General features: G+C 44.1%; 15 protein-coding genes. 13 read left to right on the top strand and 2 right to left on the bottom strand.

All coding sequences use genetic code 11. The features are described from left to right. Nucleotides 1–146 precede the first annotated feature (146 nt). The 9 genes from T546_RS22960 (at nucleotide 147) to T546_RS0106710 (ending at nucleotide 12,356) form a co-directional block, all read left to right on the top strand. Nucleotides 147–2,225, top strand: coding sequence for a methyl-accepting chemotaxis protein (locus T546_RS22960; RefSeq protein WP_084326192.1), 2,079 nt, complete (start codon nucleotides 147–149; stop codon nucleotides 2,223–2,225). A 366-nt stretch (nucleotides 2,226–2,591) separates the two neighbouring features. Further along, nucleotides 2,592–4,535: a methyl-accepting chemotaxis protein gene (locus tag T546_RS0106745; protein ID WP_026890966.1), complete on the top strand. Its 1,944-nt coding sequence runs from the start codon at nucleotides 2,592–2,594 to the stop codon at nucleotides 4,533–4,535. A 484-nt stretch (nucleotides 4,536–5,019) separates the two neighbouring features. Beyond that, nucleotides 5,020–5,700: an amino acid ABC transporter permease gene (locus T546_RS0106740; RefSeq protein ID WP_026890965.1), complete on the top strand. Its 681-nt coding sequence runs from the start codon at nucleotides 5,020–5,022 to the stop codon at nucleotides 5,698–5,700. Next, nucleotides 5,660–6,337: an amino acid ABC transporter permease gene (locus T546_RS0106735; RefSeq protein WP_026890964.1), complete on the top strand. Its 678-nt coding sequence runs from the start codon at nucleotides 5,660–5,662 to the stop codon at nucleotides 6,335–6,337. The genes T546_RS0106740 and T546_RS0106735 overlap by 41 nt, the downstream gene beginning before the upstream one ends. Before the next feature lie 5 nt (nucleotides 6,338–6,342). Next, nucleotides 6,343–7,095 (top strand): amino acid ABC transporter ATP-binding protein, encoded by a 753-nt coding sequence (locus T546_RS0106730; RefSeq protein WP_026890963.1) that lies wholly within the window; start codon nucleotides 6,343–6,345, stop codon nucleotides 7,093–7,095. A 21-nt stretch (nucleotides 7,096–7,116) separates the two neighbouring features. Next, nucleotides 7,117–7,989 (top strand): cysteine ABC transporter substrate-binding protein, encoded by an 873-nt coding sequence (locus T546_RS0106725; protein ID WP_026890962.1) that lies wholly within the window; start codon nucleotides 7,117–7,119, stop codon nucleotides 7,987–7,989. Nucleotides 7,990–8,108: 119 nt separating this feature from the next. After that, entirely contained in the window at nucleotides 8,109–8,726 is a 618-nt protein-coding gene (locus T546_RS0106720) for a TetR/AcrR family transcriptional regulator (RefSeq protein WP_026890961.1), read from the top strand. Between the two features lie 98 nt (nucleotides 8,727–8,824). Further along, nucleotides 8,825–10,618: an ABC transporter ATP-binding protein gene (locus tag T546_RS0106715; protein WP_026890960.1), complete on the top strand. Its 1,794-nt coding sequence runs from the start codon at nucleotides 8,825–8,827 to the stop codon at nucleotides 10,616–10,618. Beyond that, the gene (locus T546_RS0106710; protein WP_026890959.1) at nucleotides 10,611–12,356 is read left to right on the top strand and encodes an ABC transporter ATP-binding protein; all 1,746 of its coding nucleotides are present in this window, start codon (nucleotides 10,611–10,613) and stop codon (nucleotides 12,354–12,356) included. Before T546_RS0106715 ends, T546_RS0106710 begins: the two co-directional genes overlap by 8 nt. 22 nt (nucleotides 12,357–12,378) lie before the next feature. Here the strand turns inward: T546_RS0106710 and T546_RS0106705 are convergent, their stop codons facing one another. Then, on the bottom strand, nucleotides 12,379–14,169 hold the full coding sequence (locus tag T546_RS0106705) for a sensor histidine kinase (RefSeq protein ID WP_026890958.1): 1,791 nt from the start codon (nucleotides 14,167–14,169) through the stop codon (nucleotides 12,379–12,381). Next, entirely contained in the window at nucleotides 14,166–15,791 is a 1,626-nt protein-coding gene (locus T546_RS0106700) for a response regulator transcription factor (RefSeq protein ID WP_026890957.1), read from the bottom strand. Before T546_RS0106700 ends, T546_RS0106705 begins: the two co-directional genes overlap by 4 nt. 213 nt (nucleotides 15,792–16,004) lie before the next feature. Between T546_RS0106700 and T546_RS0106695 the strand changes: the two genes are divergently transcribed. The 4 genes from T546_RS0106695 (at nucleotide 16,005) to T546_RS0106680 (ending at nucleotide 21,805) form a co-directional block, all read left to right on the top strand. Further along, nucleotides 16,005–17,438 (top strand): ABC transporter substrate-binding protein, encoded by a 1,434-nt coding sequence (locus T546_RS0106695; protein ID WP_034598073.1) that lies wholly within the window; start codon nucleotides 16,005–16,007, stop codon nucleotides 17,436–17,438. Between the two features lie 88 nt (nucleotides 17,439–17,526). Then, nucleotides 17,527–18,456 (top strand): carbohydrate ABC transporter permease, encoded by a 930-nt coding sequence (locus tag T546_RS0106690; RefSeq protein WP_034598071.1) that lies wholly within the window; start codon nucleotides 17,527–17,529, stop codon nucleotides 18,454–18,456. A gap of 14 nt (nucleotides 18,457–18,470) precedes the next feature. Continuing rightward, a complete protein-coding gene (locus T546_RS0106685) occupies nucleotides 18,471–19,346 on the top strand; it encodes a carbohydrate ABC transporter permease (protein WP_026890954.1) in 876 nt (291 codons plus the stop codon). A 29-nt stretch (nucleotides 19,347–19,375) separates the two neighbouring features. Continuing rightward, the gene (locus T546_RS0106680) at nucleotides 19,376–21,805 is read left to right on the top strand and encodes a hypothetical protein (protein ID WP_026890953.1); all 2,430 of its coding nucleotides are present in this window, start codon (nucleotides 19,376–19,378) and stop codon (nucleotides 21,803–21,805) included. Nucleotides 21,806–21,836: the final 31 nt, after the last annotated feature.

The raw sequence follows: 21,836 nt of genomic DNA, 5'->3' as shown, positions 1-21,836 counted from the left end.
CAGTATCAAGTATACTGCGTCACGTCAAACAGGTAAACAATATTAACATTTCTGTTAGCAGGAATCAAGAAGCATTTCAACAGGAGGAAGAGGAAATACAATACTACGTTTCCTGAGTAGGCAAATAACTAAGAGGAGAAAAAGTCATGTCTGAACGTAAGAAAAAAGGGAAAAGTAATGAAGAAAGCAGTTCTTCTGGTGCCAAGGCCAAAGCAGCTGGCCTAAAAAGTTTACTGGCTAAAATACTTATTTTTATAGGAGTTCCAGTCGTCTTATCCTACTGTATCGTGGGGCTTATTTTACTGAATCTGGTGCGGGTGAATGTGGATCAGCTGACAGAGGAGAAGCTGGAGGCAAAATCAGAGACAGCTTCCATTGAGATGGAGAAGTTTTTCGACCGGTATAAAAACAGTGCCGATCAGCTCTCTAAAAGTGTGCAGATACAAAAATTATTTACAGACTTAAAGCCAGGTACAAAAATCCAGGATAGTCAGGATTTTGCAGATGTAATCCAGTCATTGAAAAACAATAGTGATACAGATCAGGAAAACATTCTTAGCATCTGGATTTCTGACTTTGACAGCAGCCAGCTTGCACAATCCAATGGGTTTGTATCCGATGCAGATTATCAGATATCAGAGCGGCCCTGGTACCAGACATTGTTAAAAGAACAGAAAACAGTAATGACGGAACCCTACGAGGATTTTACCACAAAGGCCCAGATCGTAAGTATCATTTCCCCTGTGTATTCAGGAAATGGCGGTCAGATCGTAGGAGCGGTAGGCATTGATTTTTCCTTGGATGGACTTAAAAAGACCATCGGTTCTTATCAGCTTGGAGATACCGGATTTTACATAGTTACTGCCGCAGACGGACAGATCATCTATCATCCCAAGGAGGAGATGATTAATAAAAAGGTCAGCGAACAGGATATGTCCGATGGCATTAAGCAGGCACTTTTAACTTCTTTAGAAGGAAAAATTCAGTATTCTTCCCATGGAGTAGAGGTACACGGATATGTAAGTAAGATTGGTGATACCGGCTGGATGGTAGCAACAGGACTTCCTTTAAATGAATTTTACAGTGAGTATAATAAGATTGCCGCTGCAATGACTGTTATATTCCTGATTGCAGTATTCCTGGTAGTGGGAATGATCTTCCTTGTATCCAAAGGAATTGTTGCACCATTAAAGGCACTGACCAACACCGCGAATCAGATTGCAGATGGAAGGCTTGACATATCAGCAGATGTCAAATCCCAGGATGAGACGGGACAGCTTGCCAATGCTTTAAACCGTACGGTGGTTCAGTTAAACCGCTACATTGGATATATCAGGGAAATCACCTCTGTTCTTGAAACTATGGCAAGAGGAGATATCAAAATAAATCTGGAACAGGATTACGCAGGAGAGTTCCAGCCGATTAAAGAAGCGTTGTTACAGATATCTCATTCCTTAAATCAAACTCTGACAGCCATAAAAATTACGGCTGATCAGGTGAATACTGGAGCAGAACAGGTTTCTTCTGCAGCCCAGGCCCTTGCTTCCGGGTCTACGGAACAGGCGGCTACCGTAGAGGAGCTGAGTGCTTCTATTATCAGCATTTCCATGCAGGCAGAACAGAATGCAGAGAATGTAAGAAAGGCTTCCGATTATGTTCGTCAGGCAGGAGAAGGCCTGGCAGAAAGCAATCATCATATGGAAAGACTTAACGCAGCCATGGATGAAATCAGTCAGGCTTCTGAGAAAATATCAAGTATTACTAAGGTAATTGAGGACATTGCTTTCCAGACAAATATACTTGCTCTAAATGCTGCGGTAGAGGCTGCCAGAGCAGGCGAGGCCGGTAAGGGATTTGCAGTGGTTGCCGATGAAGTCAGAAATCTTGCTGCTAAATCAGCAGAGGCAGCTAAGCAGACCTCGGAGCTGATCGGACTTTCTTCCGTTACTGTAGCGGAAGGCGAGAAAACGGCTGCTGAGACCTCAGAGACTCTTCAGGATGTAGCATTAAAATCGCAGATGATGGTAGAAGTGATTCAGGAGATTGACAAAGCCTCTTCGGAACAGGCCGTCTCCATCAGTCAGATTAATCAGGGACTTTCCCAGGTGTCTGCTGTTGTCCAGACCAATGCAGCAACTGCAGAAGAAAGCTCTGCATCCAGCGAGGAGCTAGCAGCCCAGGCTCAGGTTCTTAATAATGAAGTGAGCAAATTTGTTCTCTATTAAATAGATGAAACACAAAAAATAAACAGAGTAATTGAATAAAAATATCAAGAAAACGCCGGTCAGAAGGAGTCAGACCAGGCGTTTTCCTGTGTTTATAAGACTTTTCCATTCATTTTGCTTTGAATATGTGTAAATTGTCTCTGAAATACATAAGAGTTCGGTTGCCGAATTTTGCCATTTATGGTATACTATGCAAAAAACAAGTCGAAAAACATAGTACGATAGTTTTTGATACCGTGAATAAATTTATTGATCCGGATGAGCTATGGCAGAAAGATATCAGCCCGTCATAGATCATTCCGCCAGAAATATGAAGGTGTTAAAAATGAAGGAGGCTTTTCGGTTACACCAAGGAGGCATAGAATCGTGAAGTATTTAAAAAACAAGCTATTACTTTTTATTTCATTATTATTAGGTTTTACCGTCATATTTCTGACTACCATTTCTTCTTTTCTTTATTATAATAGTTCCATGAAAGAAGCAAAAAAGAATTCCTCATATCTTGCAGCAGCGTATCAACAGGGGATTGATTCTGTGCTGAATATTTACCGCAGTGAACTAAGTATCACTGCTTCCAAAGGGTTTCTGACCGATGGGAAGACATCTGTCTCCGATCAGAAGCTTCTTCTGAGTGAAGAGGCAGCAGCAGCGGGCTTTGACTACATAACCATTGCAGATTCCAAGGGAACCAATGATAAGGGAGACCAGATCGCAGACCAGGAATTCTTTAAACAGGCAGCGAACGGGGTAGCCTATATCTCTAATCCATTTGTAAATTCAGAGAACAAGCTTGTTCTTTATATCGGAGCGCCTATTGGTAATACGGGGAAGGTTTTATACGGAGCATTGCCATACCAGACCATTATGGATAGCTTGACAAAGATTAAAGTGGGTGAAAGTGGATACGCCTTTGTAATTGACCGCAATGGAGTCACCGTCGTTCATCCAAACCCCGATGATGTAACTAACCCCAAGGATTATATTGAGCTTGCAAAGAAAGACTCCTCTTATATCCCTACTTCAAAGATATTTAAGCAGATGATGGAAGGAAAAACAGGGACGGGATTCAGCTTTTATAAAGGGGCTCGTCGTTTGGTAGGCTTCACCCCATTAAGCGGCCCGGAAGGCTGGAATGTTGCAGTTACCTTGCCGGTGACTCAGATCGAGGGAGCAGTACGGTTTACCATTGCAATGTGCGCCTTAACAGGAATTGCCCTTATTTTACTTGCTATATTTATTACCAGTATTTTCGCCCGGAAGATTACAGAGCCTATTGTGCTGGCAACACGCCGAATTGAGAAGCTGGCGGAGGGAGACTTACTTTTGGAGGTACCTGAGACAAGCGGAAATGATGAGAGCGCCCGGCTTCTACTGGCACTTCAGAATACCATCTGCGGACTGCGCACTTATATATCAGATATTTCAGCAGTGTTAAATGGAGTGGCATCAAAGAATTTAACCGTCAAGAGTGAAGTCCAGTATAAGGGTGATTTTGTTCCTATTGAACATGCGCTGGAGCAGATACTTCATTCCCTTAACAGCACTCTTTATCACATTGCTGAGTCCTCCGATCAGGTACGGTGCAGCTCCGAGCAGGTGGCATTAACAGGAAGAAATCTTGCAGAAAATTCTGCAGAGCAGGCAGCGACTACAGAAGCACTTACCAATTCCTTAGAGATGGTATCCAGCTATATTAAGGATAATGCCCAGCACTCCTCATTAATGAAGGAGGCTACGGAATCCGCACTGTTAGAGACTCAAAGAGGCAATGAGGAGATGGAACGGCTGTTACAGTCCATGGCTAATATTGATGAGTTCTCCAAACGAATTCAAAGCATCGTTAAGATTATTGATGATATTGCATTCCAGACCAACATTCTGGCATTAAATGCAGCGGTAGAGGCAGCTCGTGCAGGAGACGCCGGAAAAGGCTTTTCTGTTGTGGCAGATGAGGTCCGTCAGCTTGCATCAAAGAGTGCAGATGCGGCAAAGCAGACGACTGACTTGATCCACAGCACCATAGAATCTGTGGCACAGGGAAAACTGAATACGGAACAGACAGCAGGCGTATTTAAGACTATAGTGGAGCAGACTGGAAGTATCAATACACTGGTAGCTAAAATCTCTGAATCCTTAGAAAATCAGTCCAACCGTGTCACAGAGCTTGAAGAAGGAATGCAGCGAATATCCATGGTTACCCAGGCAAACTCAGCTACAGCAGAAGAGAGTGCTGCAACCAGCGGGGATTTGTTAAACCAGATGCAGCAGCTTAAGGAATTAATTGAAGAATTCCGCATTGAAAATTCATAATAAGACCGATATCGATAGCATAATCTCTCTGTAAGCAGCCATTGTTTACAGGGAGATTTTAATAGGAAGAGGAACGGGAATTTAGTTCTAAAATTTTCTATTTAAAGTAAGGATTTAATAAAGTAAATTTTTGTTCCTCATTTCCTGGTAAAATTTAATTCATAAAAAAATATTGACAAATACAAGAGGTCACAGTATAGTAAACATATATATATAGTATGAATAAGGAGATTAGGATATGAAGATGAGCTGCAAACAGAACAAGAATCAACCGATGAAGTGTTGCTGTTGCTGTAGATATTTCTTAAGAAGAGATACAGCTTTTTTGTGTGCGCATCGATATCTGAAATCCTCAATTTTATCTTGTTAAAGAGAAAATAGATGGAAGGAAGCAGGTATGTCGTGTACCTGCTTCCTTTTTATGAATAGCAATCAGGGAGGAAGGATTTTATGAATCAGAGATTAAAGAAAGGAAACGAACATCATGGATTTTGAATTCATTCGTGCCAATGCACCGTTATACGTGGAAGCGGCAGGAATTACACTCCGAATCTCCTTTCTTGGGATTCTGCTTTCAACTGTGATCGGGCTTTTGTGCAGCCTTGTGAAAGTATTTAAGATACCGGTGCTGGGTCTTTTCGTAAATGCTTACATAGAAATATCCAGAAATACACCGCTTCTTATCCAGTTATTCTTTTTATACTTCGGGCTTCCAAAGCTTGGAATCGTATTAAGCTCAGAAGGGTGTGCTATCACTGGTCTGGCCTTTTTGGGAGGAAGCTATATGGCGGAAGCGTTCCGTACAGGAATCGAGCAGGTGCCGAAGATTCAATCAGAGTCAGGCTTAAGCCTTGGGCTTACCAAAGGGCAGGTATTTAAACATATCATTCTGCCACAGGCCATTGCGACCTCAGTACCTGTATTTTGCGCCAACATTATTTTCCTGATTAAGGAAACCTCAGTATTCAGTGCCGTAGCTCTTGCGGATCTGATGTTTGTGGCAAAGGACTTGATTGGTATCTATTACAAAACAGATGAAGCCTTGTTTATGCTGGTAACTGCTTATCTGATCATTCTTCTGCCAATATCCTTACTCTGTTCCTGGGTAGAAAGGAGGGTCCGTTATGCAGAATTTGGGAATTCAAGTGCTGTTCCAGGGAAATAACTTTTTAAGACTCTGCGGAGGGCTATGGGAGTCTCTGCGGATTGCCGTAATCTCCATGGCACTTTCCATTGTTCTTGGAATGCTTCTTGGAATCGTAATGACCAGCCCGAAAAAACCAATACGGTTTGTTTGCAGGCTCTATCTGGAGGTTGTGAGAATCATGCCTCAGCTGGTTCTTTTGTTCCTGGTCTACTTTGGCGCTGCAAAGCACTGGAATATAAACCTTCCCGGCTCCTGGGCCGCTGTCATTGTATTTACCTTCTGGGGTACGGCAGAGATGGGCGATCTGGTAAGAAGTGCTCTCCAGTCCATTCCCGTTCATCAGTATCAAAGCGGCTTTGGCCTGGGCATGACAAAGCTCCAGGTTTACCGGTATATCATTATCCCACAGACCGTGCGGAGACTTCTTCCATCGGTGATGAACCTCTTAACGAGAATGATAAAAACCACGTCTTTGGTGGTGCTCATCGGAGTCATCGAGGTAGTAAAGGTTGGAAAACAGATCATCGACGCATCCAGGTATACGGTTCCTGATGCAGCTCTTTGGGTCTACGGGGTTATTTTTATCATGTATTTTGCAATCTGTTTCCCATTTTCCAGAGCAGCAGCAATGCTAGACAAAAAATTAAAGGATTGATAAATATGAAGCAGGAAGTAATATTAACAACGGAGCATCTGAAAAAATCATATGAGAACGGGCAGCCGGTTTTAAAAGATATCTCTTTTTCTTTGGAAAAAGGAGAAGTAGTAGTCGTTGTAGGCCCTTCCGGATGCGGAAAGAGTACCTTTTTACGATGTCTTAACATGCTGGAGCCCATTGATTCCGGTACCATCCGGTTTAAGGATGAGGTAATTGAAAGTGACAGAAAGGATGCATATTCCATTCGTCAGAAAATAGGAATGGTTTTTCAAAGCTATGATTTGTTTCCTCATCTCACTATTTTAGGCAACATTCTCTTAGCACCCTCAAAGGTTCAAAAAAGAGAGAAACAGGAATTGATCAAAGAGGCCGAACAGCTTTTAGCGAGAGTCGGGCTTTTGGATAAAAAAGATGCATACCCAAGACAGCTATCCGGCGGTCAGAAGCAGAGAGTTGCTATTGTAAGAGCGCTGATCATGCATCCGGAGATTCTGCTCCTTGATGAGATTACAGCAGCTCTCGACCCGGAGATGGTAAGAGAGGTGTTACAGGTAGTATTAGAGCTGGCAAAGGACGGAATGACCATGGTCATCGTTACCCATGAGATGGAATTTGCCAAAGCAGTGTCAGACCGGGTTCTGTTTATGGACCAGGGGCTGGTAGTGGAAGAGGGGAAACCCGAGGAATTCTTTGCTTCTCCCCAGACAGAGCGAGCCAAACAGTTTTTAAATACGTTTCATTATGAAGCGATATAAATATAAAAGGAGGAAATCATTATGAAAAAGAAATTATTAGGTGCATTATTAGGTATTACTATGGCAGCAGGGCTTTTAGCTGGCTGCAGCGCTCCAGCTAAAGACAGTACAGGCGGAGCTCAGAGCCCATCAGCAAAGGCAAGAACCCTTTCTGAGATCAAGGAATCAGGAACCATTAAAATTGGTGTATTCAGCGATAAGAATCCATTTGGCTATGTAGATGCCAATGGTAAGATCCAGGGCTATGATGTGTATTTTGGAAAACGTCTTGCAAAGGACCTTCTTGGCAGTGAGGATAAAGTAGAATTCGTATACGTTGAGGCAGCAAGCCGTGTGGAATACTTAAAATCTGCTAAAGTCGATGTAATTCTTGCTAACTTTACAGTAACAGATGAAAGAAAAGAGCAGGTGGATTTTGCTCTTCCATATATGAAGGTAGCTCTTGGAGTCGTTTCTCCTGATGACAAACTCATCAAGGATCCAGCAGATTTAAAGGATAAGACTCTGATCGTTGTAAAAGGAACTACTGCAGAAACTTATTTCTCTCAGAACCATCCTGAAATCAAGCTGTTAAAGTTTGACGAGTATCAGGAGGCATACGATGCACTTGCAGATGGAAGAGGAGATGCGTTCTCTACTGATAACACCGAGGTTCTTGCATGGGCACTTCAAAATAAAGGCTTCACCGTTGGAATTGAATCCATTGGTAATACAGATACCATTGCAGCTGCTGTTCAGAAAGGCAACACAGAGCTGTTAGAGTGGATCAATGAAGAAATCAAGACTCTTGGAAACGAGCAGTTCTTCCATAAAGACTTTGAAGAGACCTTAAAGCCAGTTTACGGAGATGAAATTGATCCGGAAAATCTGGTAGTAGAAGGCGGTCAGGTATAATATAGGTTAAAACGCAATTAATGAGAAATTTTATTGGCAGGACGTATTGACGTCCTGCTTTTTTTGTTCTATTATAACACTGTTATATAACGGTGTTATAAATGGAAAAAGGAGAGGTTATGAGCGCTCAGAAAAACAATACCCGCCAGGAACTGTTGGATGCGGGAATGCAGGAGTTTATGAAATACGGGTATGAGGGAGCTTCCCTTCGAAGAATCGCGAAAGAGGCTTCTGTGACGACAGGAGCCATATACGGGTATTTTCCCAGTAAGGAAGCGTTGTTTGATGAATTAACCGGGGAAGCAGCTGATGGGCTTTTGGAGATGTACCTACAGGCACATAAAGAGTTTGCCAAGCTGCCTCCCGAATTACAGGCAAATGCGTTAGATGATATTTCAGACGAATCAGCGCCTGCCATTGTCAATTACGTCTATGATCGATTTGACATATTTAAGCTTCTGTTCTTAAAAAGCAGTACCGGGTGGTGTGACAGCTATCTGGACCAGCTGGCAGAAATTGAGGAAGCCTCAAGCTGGGAGTTTATCAAAGTGATGAAATCACTGGGACATGAGGTGATGGATATTGACAGTACCTTAATCCACATCATATCACGTTCCTTTTTTCTCCAGCTTCTGGAGTTTGTATCACATGACGTTCCCAGGGAAAAGGCGCTTTCCTATGCCTCTGCGCTGATTCAGTTCCAGCACGCTGGCTGGAAGAAAATTATGGGGCTTTGATGCCCCATATTATTATCATGGACGATTAGTTTATACTAACTACGAAAGAACATAACAGATTGTCCGAAAGGGGAAAAATGAAAGATAAAAGTTTAATCATGACAAAGCTTCCTGACACAGAAAAGGTCACCCTTATGACCTTTGCAGGAAACTACAAGTATCTCACCTGGCTTGGTTGTGTCCTGTCAGGTATCAGTACCATTGTGGGGCTTTTGCCTTATATATACATGTGGCTGGCGGTAAAAGGGGCTGTGACAGAGTGGCCCAATGTGAACCAGACCGGAGATCTGGTACGGTATGGGTGGCTGGCTGTAGGGGCCTCCCTTTCTAGTATGCTGCTTTATTTTATGGCATTGATGTGCACCCATTTATCTGCATTCCGTACAGCAAGAAATATGAAAACAGTTGCTATGAATCATTTATCCACGCTTCCGGTCGGCTATATTAAAAGCCTGGGAAGCGGTAAGATCAGAAGAATCATTGATGATGGAGCGGGGCAGACAGAAACGTATCTGGCGCACCAGCTTCCCGATCTGGCAGGAGCAATCGTTACTCCGGCAGCCGTTCTTTTTCTTCTCTTTTCTTTTGATTGGAGATTTGGGCTCATCAGCCTTTTGCCTGTAGCAATCGGACTCTGTTTTTTAACACGCATGATGGGACCTGGTTCGGTAGAATCCATGAAGCAGTATCAAAATGCCCTGGAAGACATGAACAATGAAGCTGTGGAGTATGTAAGAGGAATACCCGTGGTAAAGACCTTTCAGCAGAGCATATTTTCCTTTAAGAATTTCCACGAATCCATATTGCGATACCGGGACTGGTCAGTAAAATATACCTTATCCATGCGGATTCCCATGTGTGCCTATACCATGAGCATTAACGGTATATTTGCTTTTTTGATTCCGGCAGGACTTCTTCTTGTCTCAAAAAAAGCGACTGGAGCCTCCGATTTAACCGTGCTTATGGATTTGATATTCTATATTTTATTCACCCCGGTCTGTGTCACCATGATGGATAAGATCATGTGGACCAGTGAAAATACCATGCAGGCAAAAGAAGCTCTTCGCAGAGTGATGAACATTATTGATGAGAAGCCATTAACGGAGCCTGAACATCCAAAAGCTCCTGCCAGTGCATTGGTAGAATTTAAGGATGTCACCTTCTCCTATGGCAAGGATAATATGCCGGCAGTCAAAGGTGTTTCCTTCCAGATACCAGAAGGGCATACCGTTGCTCTTGTTGGGCCGTCAGGAGGCGGAAAATCAACGGTAGCCAGCCTTTTATCCCGCTTTTATGATGTGGATAGTGGAAAGATTCTGGTAGGTGGAAGAGATGTACGGGAAATGGGGACCGAGAAGCTGATGAAAAATATAAGCTTTGTATTTCAGGACAGCCATTTGTTTAAAGATACACTCTTAAGAAATATACAGGCTGCAAGACCAGATGCTTCCAGAGAAGAGGTAGAACGGGCAGTCAAGGCGGCCAGGTGCGAGGATATCATAAAGAAGTTTCCCCAGGGACTTAACACTCTGGTGGGAAGCAAAGGGACTTATCTGTCTGGAGGAGAATGTCAGAGAATAGCTCTGGCCAGAGCCGTTTTAAAGGATGCTCCTATTATTGTTCTTGATGAGGCCACGGCCTTTGCGGACCCGGATAATGAATATGAGATTCAAAAGGCATTTGAGACTCTGGTAAAGGGAAAGACGGTTCTTATGATTGCCCACCGCTTGTCAACGGTCTGCAAGGCAGATCAGATTCTGGTAATGAATCATGGGGAAATTGAGGAAGCCGGAACCCATGAGGAATTGCTACATAAAAGAGGACTGTACGCAACGATGTGGGAAGATTATCAGACATCGGTTTCTTGGAAGGTAGGTGAACATCGTGAGTAAATATTTACAGAAACTCTTTGCTCTCAGCGAACAGGGAGGAAAAGACCTGACAAAGGCAGTCATTGCCTGTACTCTCACAAACATAGGCTTTATTCTGCCCATGTCACTCTTTGTCCTGTTGCTGGATCAGCTTTTAAGCCCTGTACTTAGAACGGCTGGACATGGGGTGGGGCTTCTAGGATATGCAGGACTTAGCATTTTATTTCTCATTCTCATCTTTTTGTTTGAATACAACCAGTACAATGCCACCTTTCTTGCCTCCTACGAGGAAAGTGCCAACATGAGAATCGGACTTGCAGAAAAGCTTAGAAAGATTCCTCTTTCCTTTTTTGGAAAACGGGATCTCTCAGATTTAACTACAACCATCATGGGGGATTGTGCCTGGATGGAGAAAGCATTTTCCCATTTCATCCCGGAGCTTCTTGGAGCGTTTGCCTCCACAATTCTGATTGGAATCAGTCTTTTGATTTTGGACTGGAGAATGGGGCTTTCCATGCTTTGGGTGGTGCCAGCTGCTTTTTTGCTCTCCGCAGGAATCAGGCCTTTGATTGACCGGATGGAGCGAAAGCAGAGAGGGATGCTTCTTGTGGCTTCTGACGGAATACAGGAATGCATTGAGACGATACAGGATATCAAAGCCAACAACCAGAGAGAGGATTATTTAAAACGGTTAAGTCTAAAGCTTGTTGAAGCAGAATCACAGACCATGAAAATGGAAGTGATCAACGGAATACTGGTCACCTCATCCCAAATGGTATTAAAGATTGGAATGGCAACCACCGTTCTATGCGGCAGCATTTTATTGGCTCAAAAGCAGATTGGCTTTATGCCTTTCTTAATCTTTATGATTGCTGCTACCCGGATCTACGGACCGCTCATTGGCTGTCTTAGTAATCTGTCAGCGGTATTTTCCACCATGCTTCGGGTGGAGAGAATGAAAGAGATTGAAGAACAGAAGGTACAGACAGGGGTAGAAGATGCCGATTATAAAGGCTATGATATTACCTTTGACCATGTGGGATTTTCCTATCATAAGGGAGAACCAGTTCTTAGAGATGTATCCTTTCGGGCGGCTCAGGGCCAGGTAACAGCCTTGGTGGGACCCTCAGGCGGAGGGAAGAGTACGGCAGCCAGACTGGCGGCCAGGTTCTGGGATCTGGATCGGGGAAGAATTACCATTGGAGGCGCTGACGTAAGCACCATAGACCCGGAAAGCCTTTTAAAGAATTTTTCTGTGGTATTTCAGGATGTGGTTCTCTTTAATAGTACCATTCTGGAAAATATCCGCATCGGAAGAAAAAATGCCACCGACCAGGAGGTCATGGCGGCCGCCGAAGCCGCCAGGTGCAGTGACTTTATAAACCGCCTTCCCAATGGTTACCATACAAAAATCGGGGAAAATGGCTCCGTTCTCTCTGGTGGAGAGAGGCAGCGGCTGTCCATTGCAAGAGCTCTTCTAAAGGATGCCCCGATTATTCTCCTCGATGAGGCCACAGCCTCTCTTGATGTGGAGAATGAGTCCATGGTACAGGGGGCCATCTCCAATCTTGTCCGTAATAAGACGGTTCTCATCATTGCCCATCGTATGAGAACCGTTGCAAAGGCCGACCGAATCGTCGTGTTAAAGGATGGACTGGTAGCAGAGCAGGGAAGTCCCAGGGAGCTTTATGAAAGCAACGGAATATACCGGCATATGGTAGACCTTCAGACCCAAAGCCAGAAATGGACGCTTTCCTAAGGGAAAATTCCTCTCTTAAGATTCAGACCGGATGATCCGGTATTTCAATGATAATGCTGTTCTTTAGGTATGGAATGCTGGTAAATGACAGTTCTGCCTCTTCTCCATAACAGGTATGGAGTCTTTTGTAAATATTGTGAAGGCCGAAATGGTCTTTTGATTCAGGGGTTTCCGCTCTCATCAGGGCGGAAGCCCTTTTTATGTCTATGCCTTTTCCGTTATCGGACACCTCGATCCTCATCCGGCTATCTCCGGCAGGAGTTATGGTAATGGTAATCTGAGGAGGAACCGGCTCAAGGCCGCGAACAAAACCTTCAAAGCCATGCTTGATGCAATTTTCTGCAAGAGGCTGCAGCAGCACCTTCATGATCATCCCTGTTTTCAGGGAAGGATGGATTTCCGTATGAAATTGTATGCCGGAAGAGGAATGGCGGTTCATGATTTCCATATACAGGGTCACATGCTCCACTTCCTTTTCCACGGTCACAAAGGTCTTTCCAACGTTTAAGGTGGTGCGCAGATACCGCCCCAGACTTTCTAACATTTCCCCGGCTGTCAGTTGGTGTCCGTTTAATACTTGAAAATGAATGCATTCTAACGTGTTGTAAAGAAAATGAGGATTGATTTGTTCTGATAGCATCTGTATCTCTGCCTGGGCCTTTTTTTGTTCCTCTTCCTTAATCTGTTCCAGCTGAAGCTGTATGGTATCATACATTTTGTTAAGCTGTATCCCTAAAAGACTGATTTCATCGGTATGGGTAAATTCCGTTTTATTATGGTACGCCCCATCGTTAATACGTCCTATGATTTTTCCAAGGACCTTGATATTTCTGGTGAGAAGGTTGGAAAGGGCAAAGGAGAGAAGAGCAGCCGCCAGAAAGCAGGCAAGCCATACAAGTATAAAAAAGGATCGAAGCTCCCTGGTATCCCCCACTAGAGCAGACTTTTTAGTCAGATGTACCACATTCAAGCCGCAAAAGGAAACGGCTTCCTTTGTGATCAGAAGCTGGTCTTTTGAAAGACCTATACTCCCGTTTGAGGAAGATGTTTCCGCTTTTACCCAGTCCTTTACTTCCGGTAAAAAAGCATCCGGATATTGATCCGCTCGGATATCGAGAGGATTGCCGTCTTCATCTGCAAGATACATGCAGTAGGTATAACGGTTTGACATCCGTTCAAAATAGGAGCGGATCTGTGTGGTATCAATCATCAGGATAAAGCGGGCTTTCCGGTTTCCAGGCTTGTCCTGATAGATGAGGCTGTTTGAGTTTATATTGGAGGAAACCGGATAACAAACCGGGATGATCCCGCCCTGGCGGAACGTAAAGTTCTGACGGGTCGGCAGCACAGTTATCTTTTTTGACGCCCAGATATCCTCTGGAAAAAGCTGGGAGAAGGAGTCGGCGATACCAAGAGACGAGGGGCTGAATACGATATTATCCTCTCCGCAGATAATCACATTGCTGATTAAGTCGTGATTTTGTAAAAATGGCTCAGTAAGTGCCACGGCCCCGGAAAAATACTTTGCATATCCGGTGAAATTCCGGTTATTGATATCCCATATCATTCTGGGAAAGGGAGGGTTTACTAAAAGATGGTTGGTAGCGGTGGAAAGAGAAGTAAGCTGAGAGGAGAGGGAAGCCCCTGCCATGTGGACCGAGCTTTCCGCCTTTTTCATCAGCTCATTGGCATTTCTCCTGTAAAAATAGGAATAGGAAAGCTGCCCAATGAGAAAGAGAGCCGCAGAGGTAATAAGTAGCATTACGATCAGCAGCTGGTAACGGACCTTTAGATTGGCAAACCGTTTGATCATTGGCGGCTCCTTTCTTCTGCGGTGTACTGCTTTTGGTAATCCGTAGGGCTTAGGCCGGTTCTGGTTTTAAACGCCCGGCTGAACGACCGATAATCTTCATAGCCTAGAAGCATGGAAATCTGGCTGGGGGTGTGCTCAGAGAATTTAAGCTGCTCTTGTGCATAGTTGATCTTTAAATCCAGGGTATAATCCCTGAAATTTAACTGGGTCTTATTTTTAAAATATGTACTGAAATAGCTTTTACTTAATCCAAGGTAGGAACAGACATCTTCTGTTCTCGGACTTTTTAAAAGATTCTTATTAATATAATCCATGGCCTTTTCAATGAGAGGGTCACTTTTTACCGCCCGGCTTACGGATAATTCCTCTGCAAACCCACCAAGGATCCGGCACATAAAAGCCCGGATTTCCTCCAGGGAATTTAAGCTCTGCAGAGTTGCAAAGGAATTGCCAGTGTAGCTTTTTGGAGTGCCGTCTAAATATTTAGAAAGCTGACTCTGTAAGGTAATGATCAGATAATTGCACATGCTGTAAAGATAGGAAGGGGGTGGTGTTTTTGTTGTTAAAAGCTGATCCAGATACTCATTAAAATGAACTTTGATTTCTTCTGGATTATCTTTTAATATGGCTTCTAAAATCTCATTTCCAGGCATGATAATGGGAGGCTGGTCCATGGAAAGCTCCTGGGATTCCAGCACAGAGCCTGCCTGGGGATAGATATGCCAGGTGATGGCCTGTCTTGCATCCTTAAAAGAGACGAGGATGCTTAACAGGGATGGGACAGGCGTTCCGATTGCAGCAGCAATCTGGATGTGTTCTTCCCTTTCCGCTCTCATGCTTATATGGGCTTTTATTGTTTCTTTTAAGCTACTGCCATCTGGTGCGGTAAAAGGTAGATTTACAAGCAGCAAAAGACCGTTAGGCGGATACTCGTTAATCAGTATGGAAGTGCCAGCGAGACACTCTTCCAGGGAGTGCTTCAGCTTTCCAATACAAAGACTGACCTCCGGAAATTCCTCCCCGCTTAAATGTAAAGAAAATGCCTGTATGTAGACGATGCAGCACTCCTTATCCCGTATGGGAAGGGAATAATCCTGTATGACTTCTAAAAGCTCAGGAGCTGTTAAATCCCCTCTTAAAAGCTGGGGGATGAGATTGTTTTTTTGGATAGAAATCTGAGCAGTTCTTAACTTATGGAGGGTAGAAAGCCTGTCACTGTGGATATCTCTTTTACTTAAAATATCCTCTTTCAGAGTGAGGATAATTTCCGTCAGTTCCTTTATGGAGATTGGTTTTAATAAGTACTCCCTGACCCCGTATTTAATGGCAGATTTGGCATATTCAAATTCATCATACCCGCTTAAAATCACAAAAGAGCAATCAAATTGCTCCTTCTTTGCCCTGCGAACCAGCTCAAGGCCGCTCATTCCAGGCATCTGGATGTCAGTGATGAGAATATCTGGCTCGTAATAGCGGATTTTATCGAGAGCCTCGGCCCCGCTTGCGGCAGTGCCGATCACTGAAACACCATAGTCTTCCCATGAAAGGATGGAACGCAGGCCGGAACGTATCTCAGCTTCATCGTCAACAATAAGAAGCGTGATGGTTGAAAATGGGTTCATATCGTCTCCTTTTAGCATTTAGTTGAAAGTAAACATGATTATAGCATTGTGCACAATCAAAAGCAATACAGCCCAATGCTTTCTGATGATATCGTAAAAAATGTGATATAAATAGTAAAAAATGTGGTGTTCTTATAAAGCAAAATACATTATTATGATGATATCAAATCGTTTAGATTTTATAAGAAATGACGAATTAAAAGGAGGAGAATTATGAGAAAAATAAAAAAACTTGCGGCCCTGGGCCTTGCTGGAATGATGGCAGTTTCGGCGCTTACCGGCTGTTCCTCTGGTGGTGGTACTGAGAGCAAAGCATCAAACCCGGAATCACAAAAAAGTGAGTCTGGCGGGGAGACGAAAAAGGAAGCTGCTTCTGGAGAAAAGGTAACGATCACAGTATGGACCAACAACCGTCACGACCTGGAGTATATGAATAAGGTGGTTGATGAATTCAACAAGACCAATGACCACATCCAGATTGATTACGTGGTTCAGACCGAGAACTATGTAAATCTTCTTACCATGGCTGCCAATTCCGGACAGTCGCCGGATATTTTCTCTCAGGTAGAGGCAGAGAGTTTTAAGGATTTTGCAGAAAGCGGAATCATACAGCCTTTAAATGATTACATGACAGATGAATTTAAAAAAGTCAATGAAGTGGATGAACACAAGTATGAAGGCTATAACGTACAAGGAGATAAGATCTATTGGGCGCCATGCGGAAAGAGAAGTGGTTCCAGAATTGTATACAACAAAGAGATCTTTGATAAGCTGGGTCTTGAAGTGCCGAAAAAAATCAGTGACATTCCAGCGGTAGCCAAGGCAATCACAGAAGCTGGAAAAGGAGATTATTACGGAATCATTTTCCCGGGCGCAAGCGGTCCCTTTGAGCGTTGGCTGGAGCATTCTGCTGAGATGAGCGGCATTACCCCCTATAACTACAAAGAGGGAAAATTTGATTTTACTGGCTATAAACCATATCTGGAAATGGTTCGCCAGCTGTTTGCAGACAACAGCGTATTTCCTGGTTCTGCTTCCATGAAGATCGATCCGGTCCGCGTGCAGTTTTCCGAGGGCCACGCAGGCATTCATGCCAATGCCTCCCAGGAAGCCACAGTACTTACCGAGCAGTTCCCGGCTAAGATTGAATGGGGAGTAGCTCCACTGCCAACGCTTGACGGTGAAATCAAAGGAAGCGAAGCGTGCAGTCCCAACACAGGCTACATGATGAGCGGCTCTACCACTCATGCAAAAGAAGCATGGGAAGTCATTGAGTACTTTGGTTCTGAAAAAGTGTTAAAGGGATATTTTGAAGGTGGTTATGCACTTCCTATCTCCAAGTACATGGAAGGTAAGATTGACAAGACAAAGATTGGCAGAATGGCAGACTTTGCAGGTGCAGATTACGAAGCCGTGCTTCCGGTACCGCCTTCTGTAACCCCAGAGGGAGAGAATTACCGCGATGCCTTATGGAACGCATGTCTTCCAGAAGGCGGCTCCATTGATGAGACCATCGAAACGCTGAATAAAACATATAATGACGCACTGGATAAAGAGGTTAAGATGGGAAAAACAAAACGTCTCGTCATTAAAGATTATGATCCCCTTCATTCAAGTGCAGGTACCGTAGAGTATCTGGAACAATAAGACTGGCATATTGGCTGCTGCAAACAGATTTGCTGTCCTGCAGCAGCCTTTTTATTCCGGTCAGGGCAAAAAGTAAGGAGTGATAAGAATGAACGAAAAAAAATCCATGGGACAGCAGATCAGAAGGAAATGGAACAATGGAGACATCCCCATGTGGCTCATGCTTTTTCCAACTATATTTTTTATTGTGGTAATGTCAATCTATCCGTTTGCATGGCTGATTCGATATGTGTTTTATGATTACAACGGATTTAAAGCATACTTCGTGGGACTTGCAAATTTCAAACGTATGACCACAGATGCTATATACTGGAAAAGTGTTCTTCACACCTTTGAATATGCGTTTTTAAAGCTGCTGTTTGTTCTACCCCTTTCCCTGGTGACAGCAGTGCTCTTACAGAGAAAGCGGTTTGGCAGTCAGCTTTTTCAGGGAATCTATTTTCTTCCCACCGTCATAAGCTCAGCAGTATACAGCCTGATCTGGTATTTTATCTTTGCAACTTATAACGGGGTGCTTAACAGCTTTCTTCAGGGAGCAGGACTCATACAGGCGCCCATCGACTGGCTGGGAAGCAGCAAGACTGCCATGATAGCAGTCGTTATTGTCGCCGTATGGGGAGCCTTTGGAAATTATATGATACTTCTTATTTCCGGGCTTACAGGCATACCTTCTGATGTGTATGAAAGCGCCCAGATCGATGGAGCTACCGGAGTTCAGACCTTCTTTAAAATCACCCTTCCCATGCTTGGTCCCGTGCTTAAGGTAGTTATCATGCTTGCTATAACAACCGCCTTTAAGGATTATGAATCCATTCTTGTACTGACTGCCGGAGGGCCAAATAACCGCACCCACGTTATGTTCTCCTATATTTTTCAAATGGTATTTGGTACCTCCCGCGCAGCAGCCCAGCTTCAGATTGGATATGGCTCTGTACTCAGCATCATATCCGCTCTAATCGTGGGTATTGTAACGATTATTTATCTAAGGTTCAGTAAAAAAATGGATGATATATCCTAGAAGGGAGAGAAACAATGGCAAAAGAACGAACGGGTCATTCTGTAGAATCGAAAAAAACAAAGGCAGTCAATGGAGTCATTTTTCTGCTCCTTCTCCTGTTAGCAGCTCTGACTGTTTATCCGGTGGTCTACATAGGCTTTGGCTCCTTTAAATTAAACAGTGAGCTGGTAAGCGGTGGTCTTAAGCTTCTTCCTGAAAAATTCATCCTGGATAACTACACTCAGGCCTGGGAGATGGCCAATTTCTCCAGATACACGGTCAACAGCCTAATAATCAGCTTTGGAGTCATGGCAGTTTCTCTTATGGTCAGCAGTATGGCCGGGTATGTGTTTTCCAGAAAACAATTCCGGTTAAAAAGCCTGATTTACAATGCCATGGTCATGTTTATGTTTATCAATGTAGGCAGTGCAGCACTTCGTCCTCTGTTTGAGCTGGCAGTAAAGCTTCATATGAACAAAACTCTGATTTCCATAATTCTGATTTCAGCAGGAAGCGGTCAGGCCACCTATGTATTTCTCATACACGGCTTTATGAACAGTGTACCAAAAGAGCTTGATGAGGCAGCTAAAATGGATGGCTGCAGTTTCTTTGGAATATACGCCAGAGTCATTCTGCCTGTTTTAAAACCGGCTCTTGCAAGTGTGGCACTTTTGTCCTTCCGCGGCGGCTGGAATGAGTATATCCTGCCTCTTATTTTCACCATGACCAACGAAAAGCTTCGTCCCCTGACCGTAGGTGTCGTGGCTCTTCAAAATGCAGGAGACGGTGCAGCCGCGTGGAACATCCTGTTTGCAGGCTCCTCCATAGCCATTGTACCAATCGTGCTGGTCTATCTCTTTGCAAGCAGACAGTTTATGGGAGGAATCACGGCGGGGGCTGTCAAGGGATAATGAATAGAAGGAAGAGAGGGACTCTATAGATGGAATTAACATTAAATGAATACGGCTATATCACCAATTATCTGGTAAGCGGAAGAAAGGAAACTCCTTATTCCAGTCCGGTTACCGGAAAGGACCAGCTGGCCTGTGAAAAGATCATGCGCAAAGAGGCTGTGGATCACAGCCCCATCATGCCGGAAGGAGAAATCCGGTTAGGAGTGCAAAGCTCCCTTTCCATGCCCTGGGAATACTATTATACCTACGGAAACTGGTTTGTAGATAAATCATTATTTTACCCCCTGCTTAAAAAGATCGAGCTTCACGGAGCAGTCATACTCCATGTGGAAGAGGAGCTTGAGGCAGAGGCATGGCTGTGGAGCTATGGAGCCGTTGATGTATGGGTAAATGGAGAGCACAGCGGGGGAATTGAGACTCCGGTTTATAAGCCGATCAACAGAGCGGTTTTGAAGTTTCGTTTAAAGAAGGGGGATAACCTGGTGTTTGTGAGGCTCCAAAATCTTGGGGTCAGGGATACCAGAACCTTATTTGCCATTCAGATTCCTGGAGAAGAGCGGAGTCATATTAAAGTAAAGCTTCCTGGCATGGACGCAGCAGAGGAAGCGGTCGATGCCGGCCAATGGCTGTCAGGAATCCGTGTAACGAAAGGAGTCTTAGCGTTTCCTAATAAGGCACCAGAGAGCACCACCATTGTTTATGATAAAAGACCGGTGGACTTTTCTCTTTATGGCAGCAGATATGTAAAAAAGGATATATCGGGACAGGGAGAAGAGATTCTGGACGCCCATAACCCCTATTTCTCTGTGGAAGTAAGTACCTGCGGACAGACTCTTACAAGGCGCTTTGAGCGCCAGGAGCTTTTGGGACCGGTGTGGAGCGGTGAAACGAACCCGGAGAGAAATAAAGAGAGAGTTTATGAGAGAATCGCTTCCGTTCTACAGATTCCAAGAGGAGATGGGGATAACTTTTCCATGTATCCGGTCCTTGCCCGCCGCTATACAGGGGCAATTCATGAAATTGATGAAAAGGAGATTTATAAGTCATTAGATCAGATTGCAAGCAGAAGAGATTGTTCTGATTTTCTCTCCTGTGCTATGGTTCGTTTCATGAAGCTTTACCCAATGGATGAGGCTCTGGCTGCCCGCTGCAAAGAGGTGATGTTAAATTACCGCTATTGGATGGATGAGACAGGCAATGACGGAATGTGCTTCTGGAGTGAAAATCATTCCCTCATGTTCTTTGTCAGCGCTTATATTGCAGGAGAATGCTATCCGGAGGATGTATTTCCCCGCTCCGGTAAGACAGGAAGGGAAATGAAAGAAAAGGCAAGAACCAGAATCCATGACTGGCTAAAAGAAACCCTTTCAGAAGGGTTTGATGAATTCCACAGCGGCGGATATACGCCTATCACCTTTGCTGCACTTCTAAATGTGGTGGATTTTGGGGATGAAGAGCTTTCACAGATGGCAGTAAAAACAACAGACCGTCTCCTTCATGACCTGTCTCTCCAGACCTTTCAAGGGGTTTCCATCGCACCCATGGGACGTGTATACAGAGAAGCACTTTACCCTTATGCCCAGGATATCCAAAGCCTGGTGAATTTAATTGACCCCGAAGCGCCTGACTGGTTCAGCGAATGGATCATCTTTCTTGCCACAAGCAAGTACAAGATCAAAGAAGAGCTTAAGGCTCTCATGAAGAAACCTCTTTCTCTCTCCTATGATGAAAGCAATGCCAGCATATGCATCGAGAAAAATGACCATTACATGATGACTTCAGTCCAGTCCCCAAGGGAAGGAATGAAAAGAAAATGGGAAAATATTTATGGAAGGGATGGCGTAGATGCAGGAAGCTTTGCCTATGTAAAATCCTTAAATGAATGCTTCCATGGAACCACGGAGTTTCAGCCTGGAGTCTTTGGCTACCAGCAGCATATGTGGTATGCTGCCCTTGATCCAGCCGCTGTCATATTCGTAAATCATCCTGGTGGAAGCTGCGAGGCAAGCTCCGTAAGGCCGGGGTATTGGTTTGGCAATGGAATCATGCCCGCAATCCGTCAGGTGAAGAATGTACTGTATTCCATTTACCGTATACCAGAAAGCCACCCCATTCCTTTTACTCATCTTTACTGGCCTCAGAGCCGGTTCTTAAAACAGGTGATGAAGGAAGGCTGGCTGGCTGGAGAAGCCGGAACCGGATACATTGGTATCTGGTGCAGCCATGAATTAAAGCCATACCAGGATGAGCTTACGGACTGTGAATACAGGGCAGCCAGCAGGGATGCAGCCTATATCTGTATTTGTGAAAGCCAGGAGAACTATGGCAGTCTGGAAGCGTTTTTAAATGACTGTATCACAAAGAAGCCGTCCTATGATAAAGGCACTGGAACACTCAGGTGCGGCAATGAAATTCTTAAGTTTGAAGCCTGTGAGAATAAGACTCAGTATGTATAAATAGAAATGAAAAAAGCTTAAATTGCAATGT

The sequence above is a fragment of the [Clostridium] aerotolerans DSM 5434 genome, from assembly GCF_000687555.1.
Lineage (GTDB): Bacteria > Bacillota > Clostridia > Lachnospirales > Lachnospiraceae > Lacrimispora > Lacrimispora aerotolerans.
Note: the sequence above shows the minus strand (reverse complement) of the source record. Positions and strands in the feature narration are given on the sequence as shown.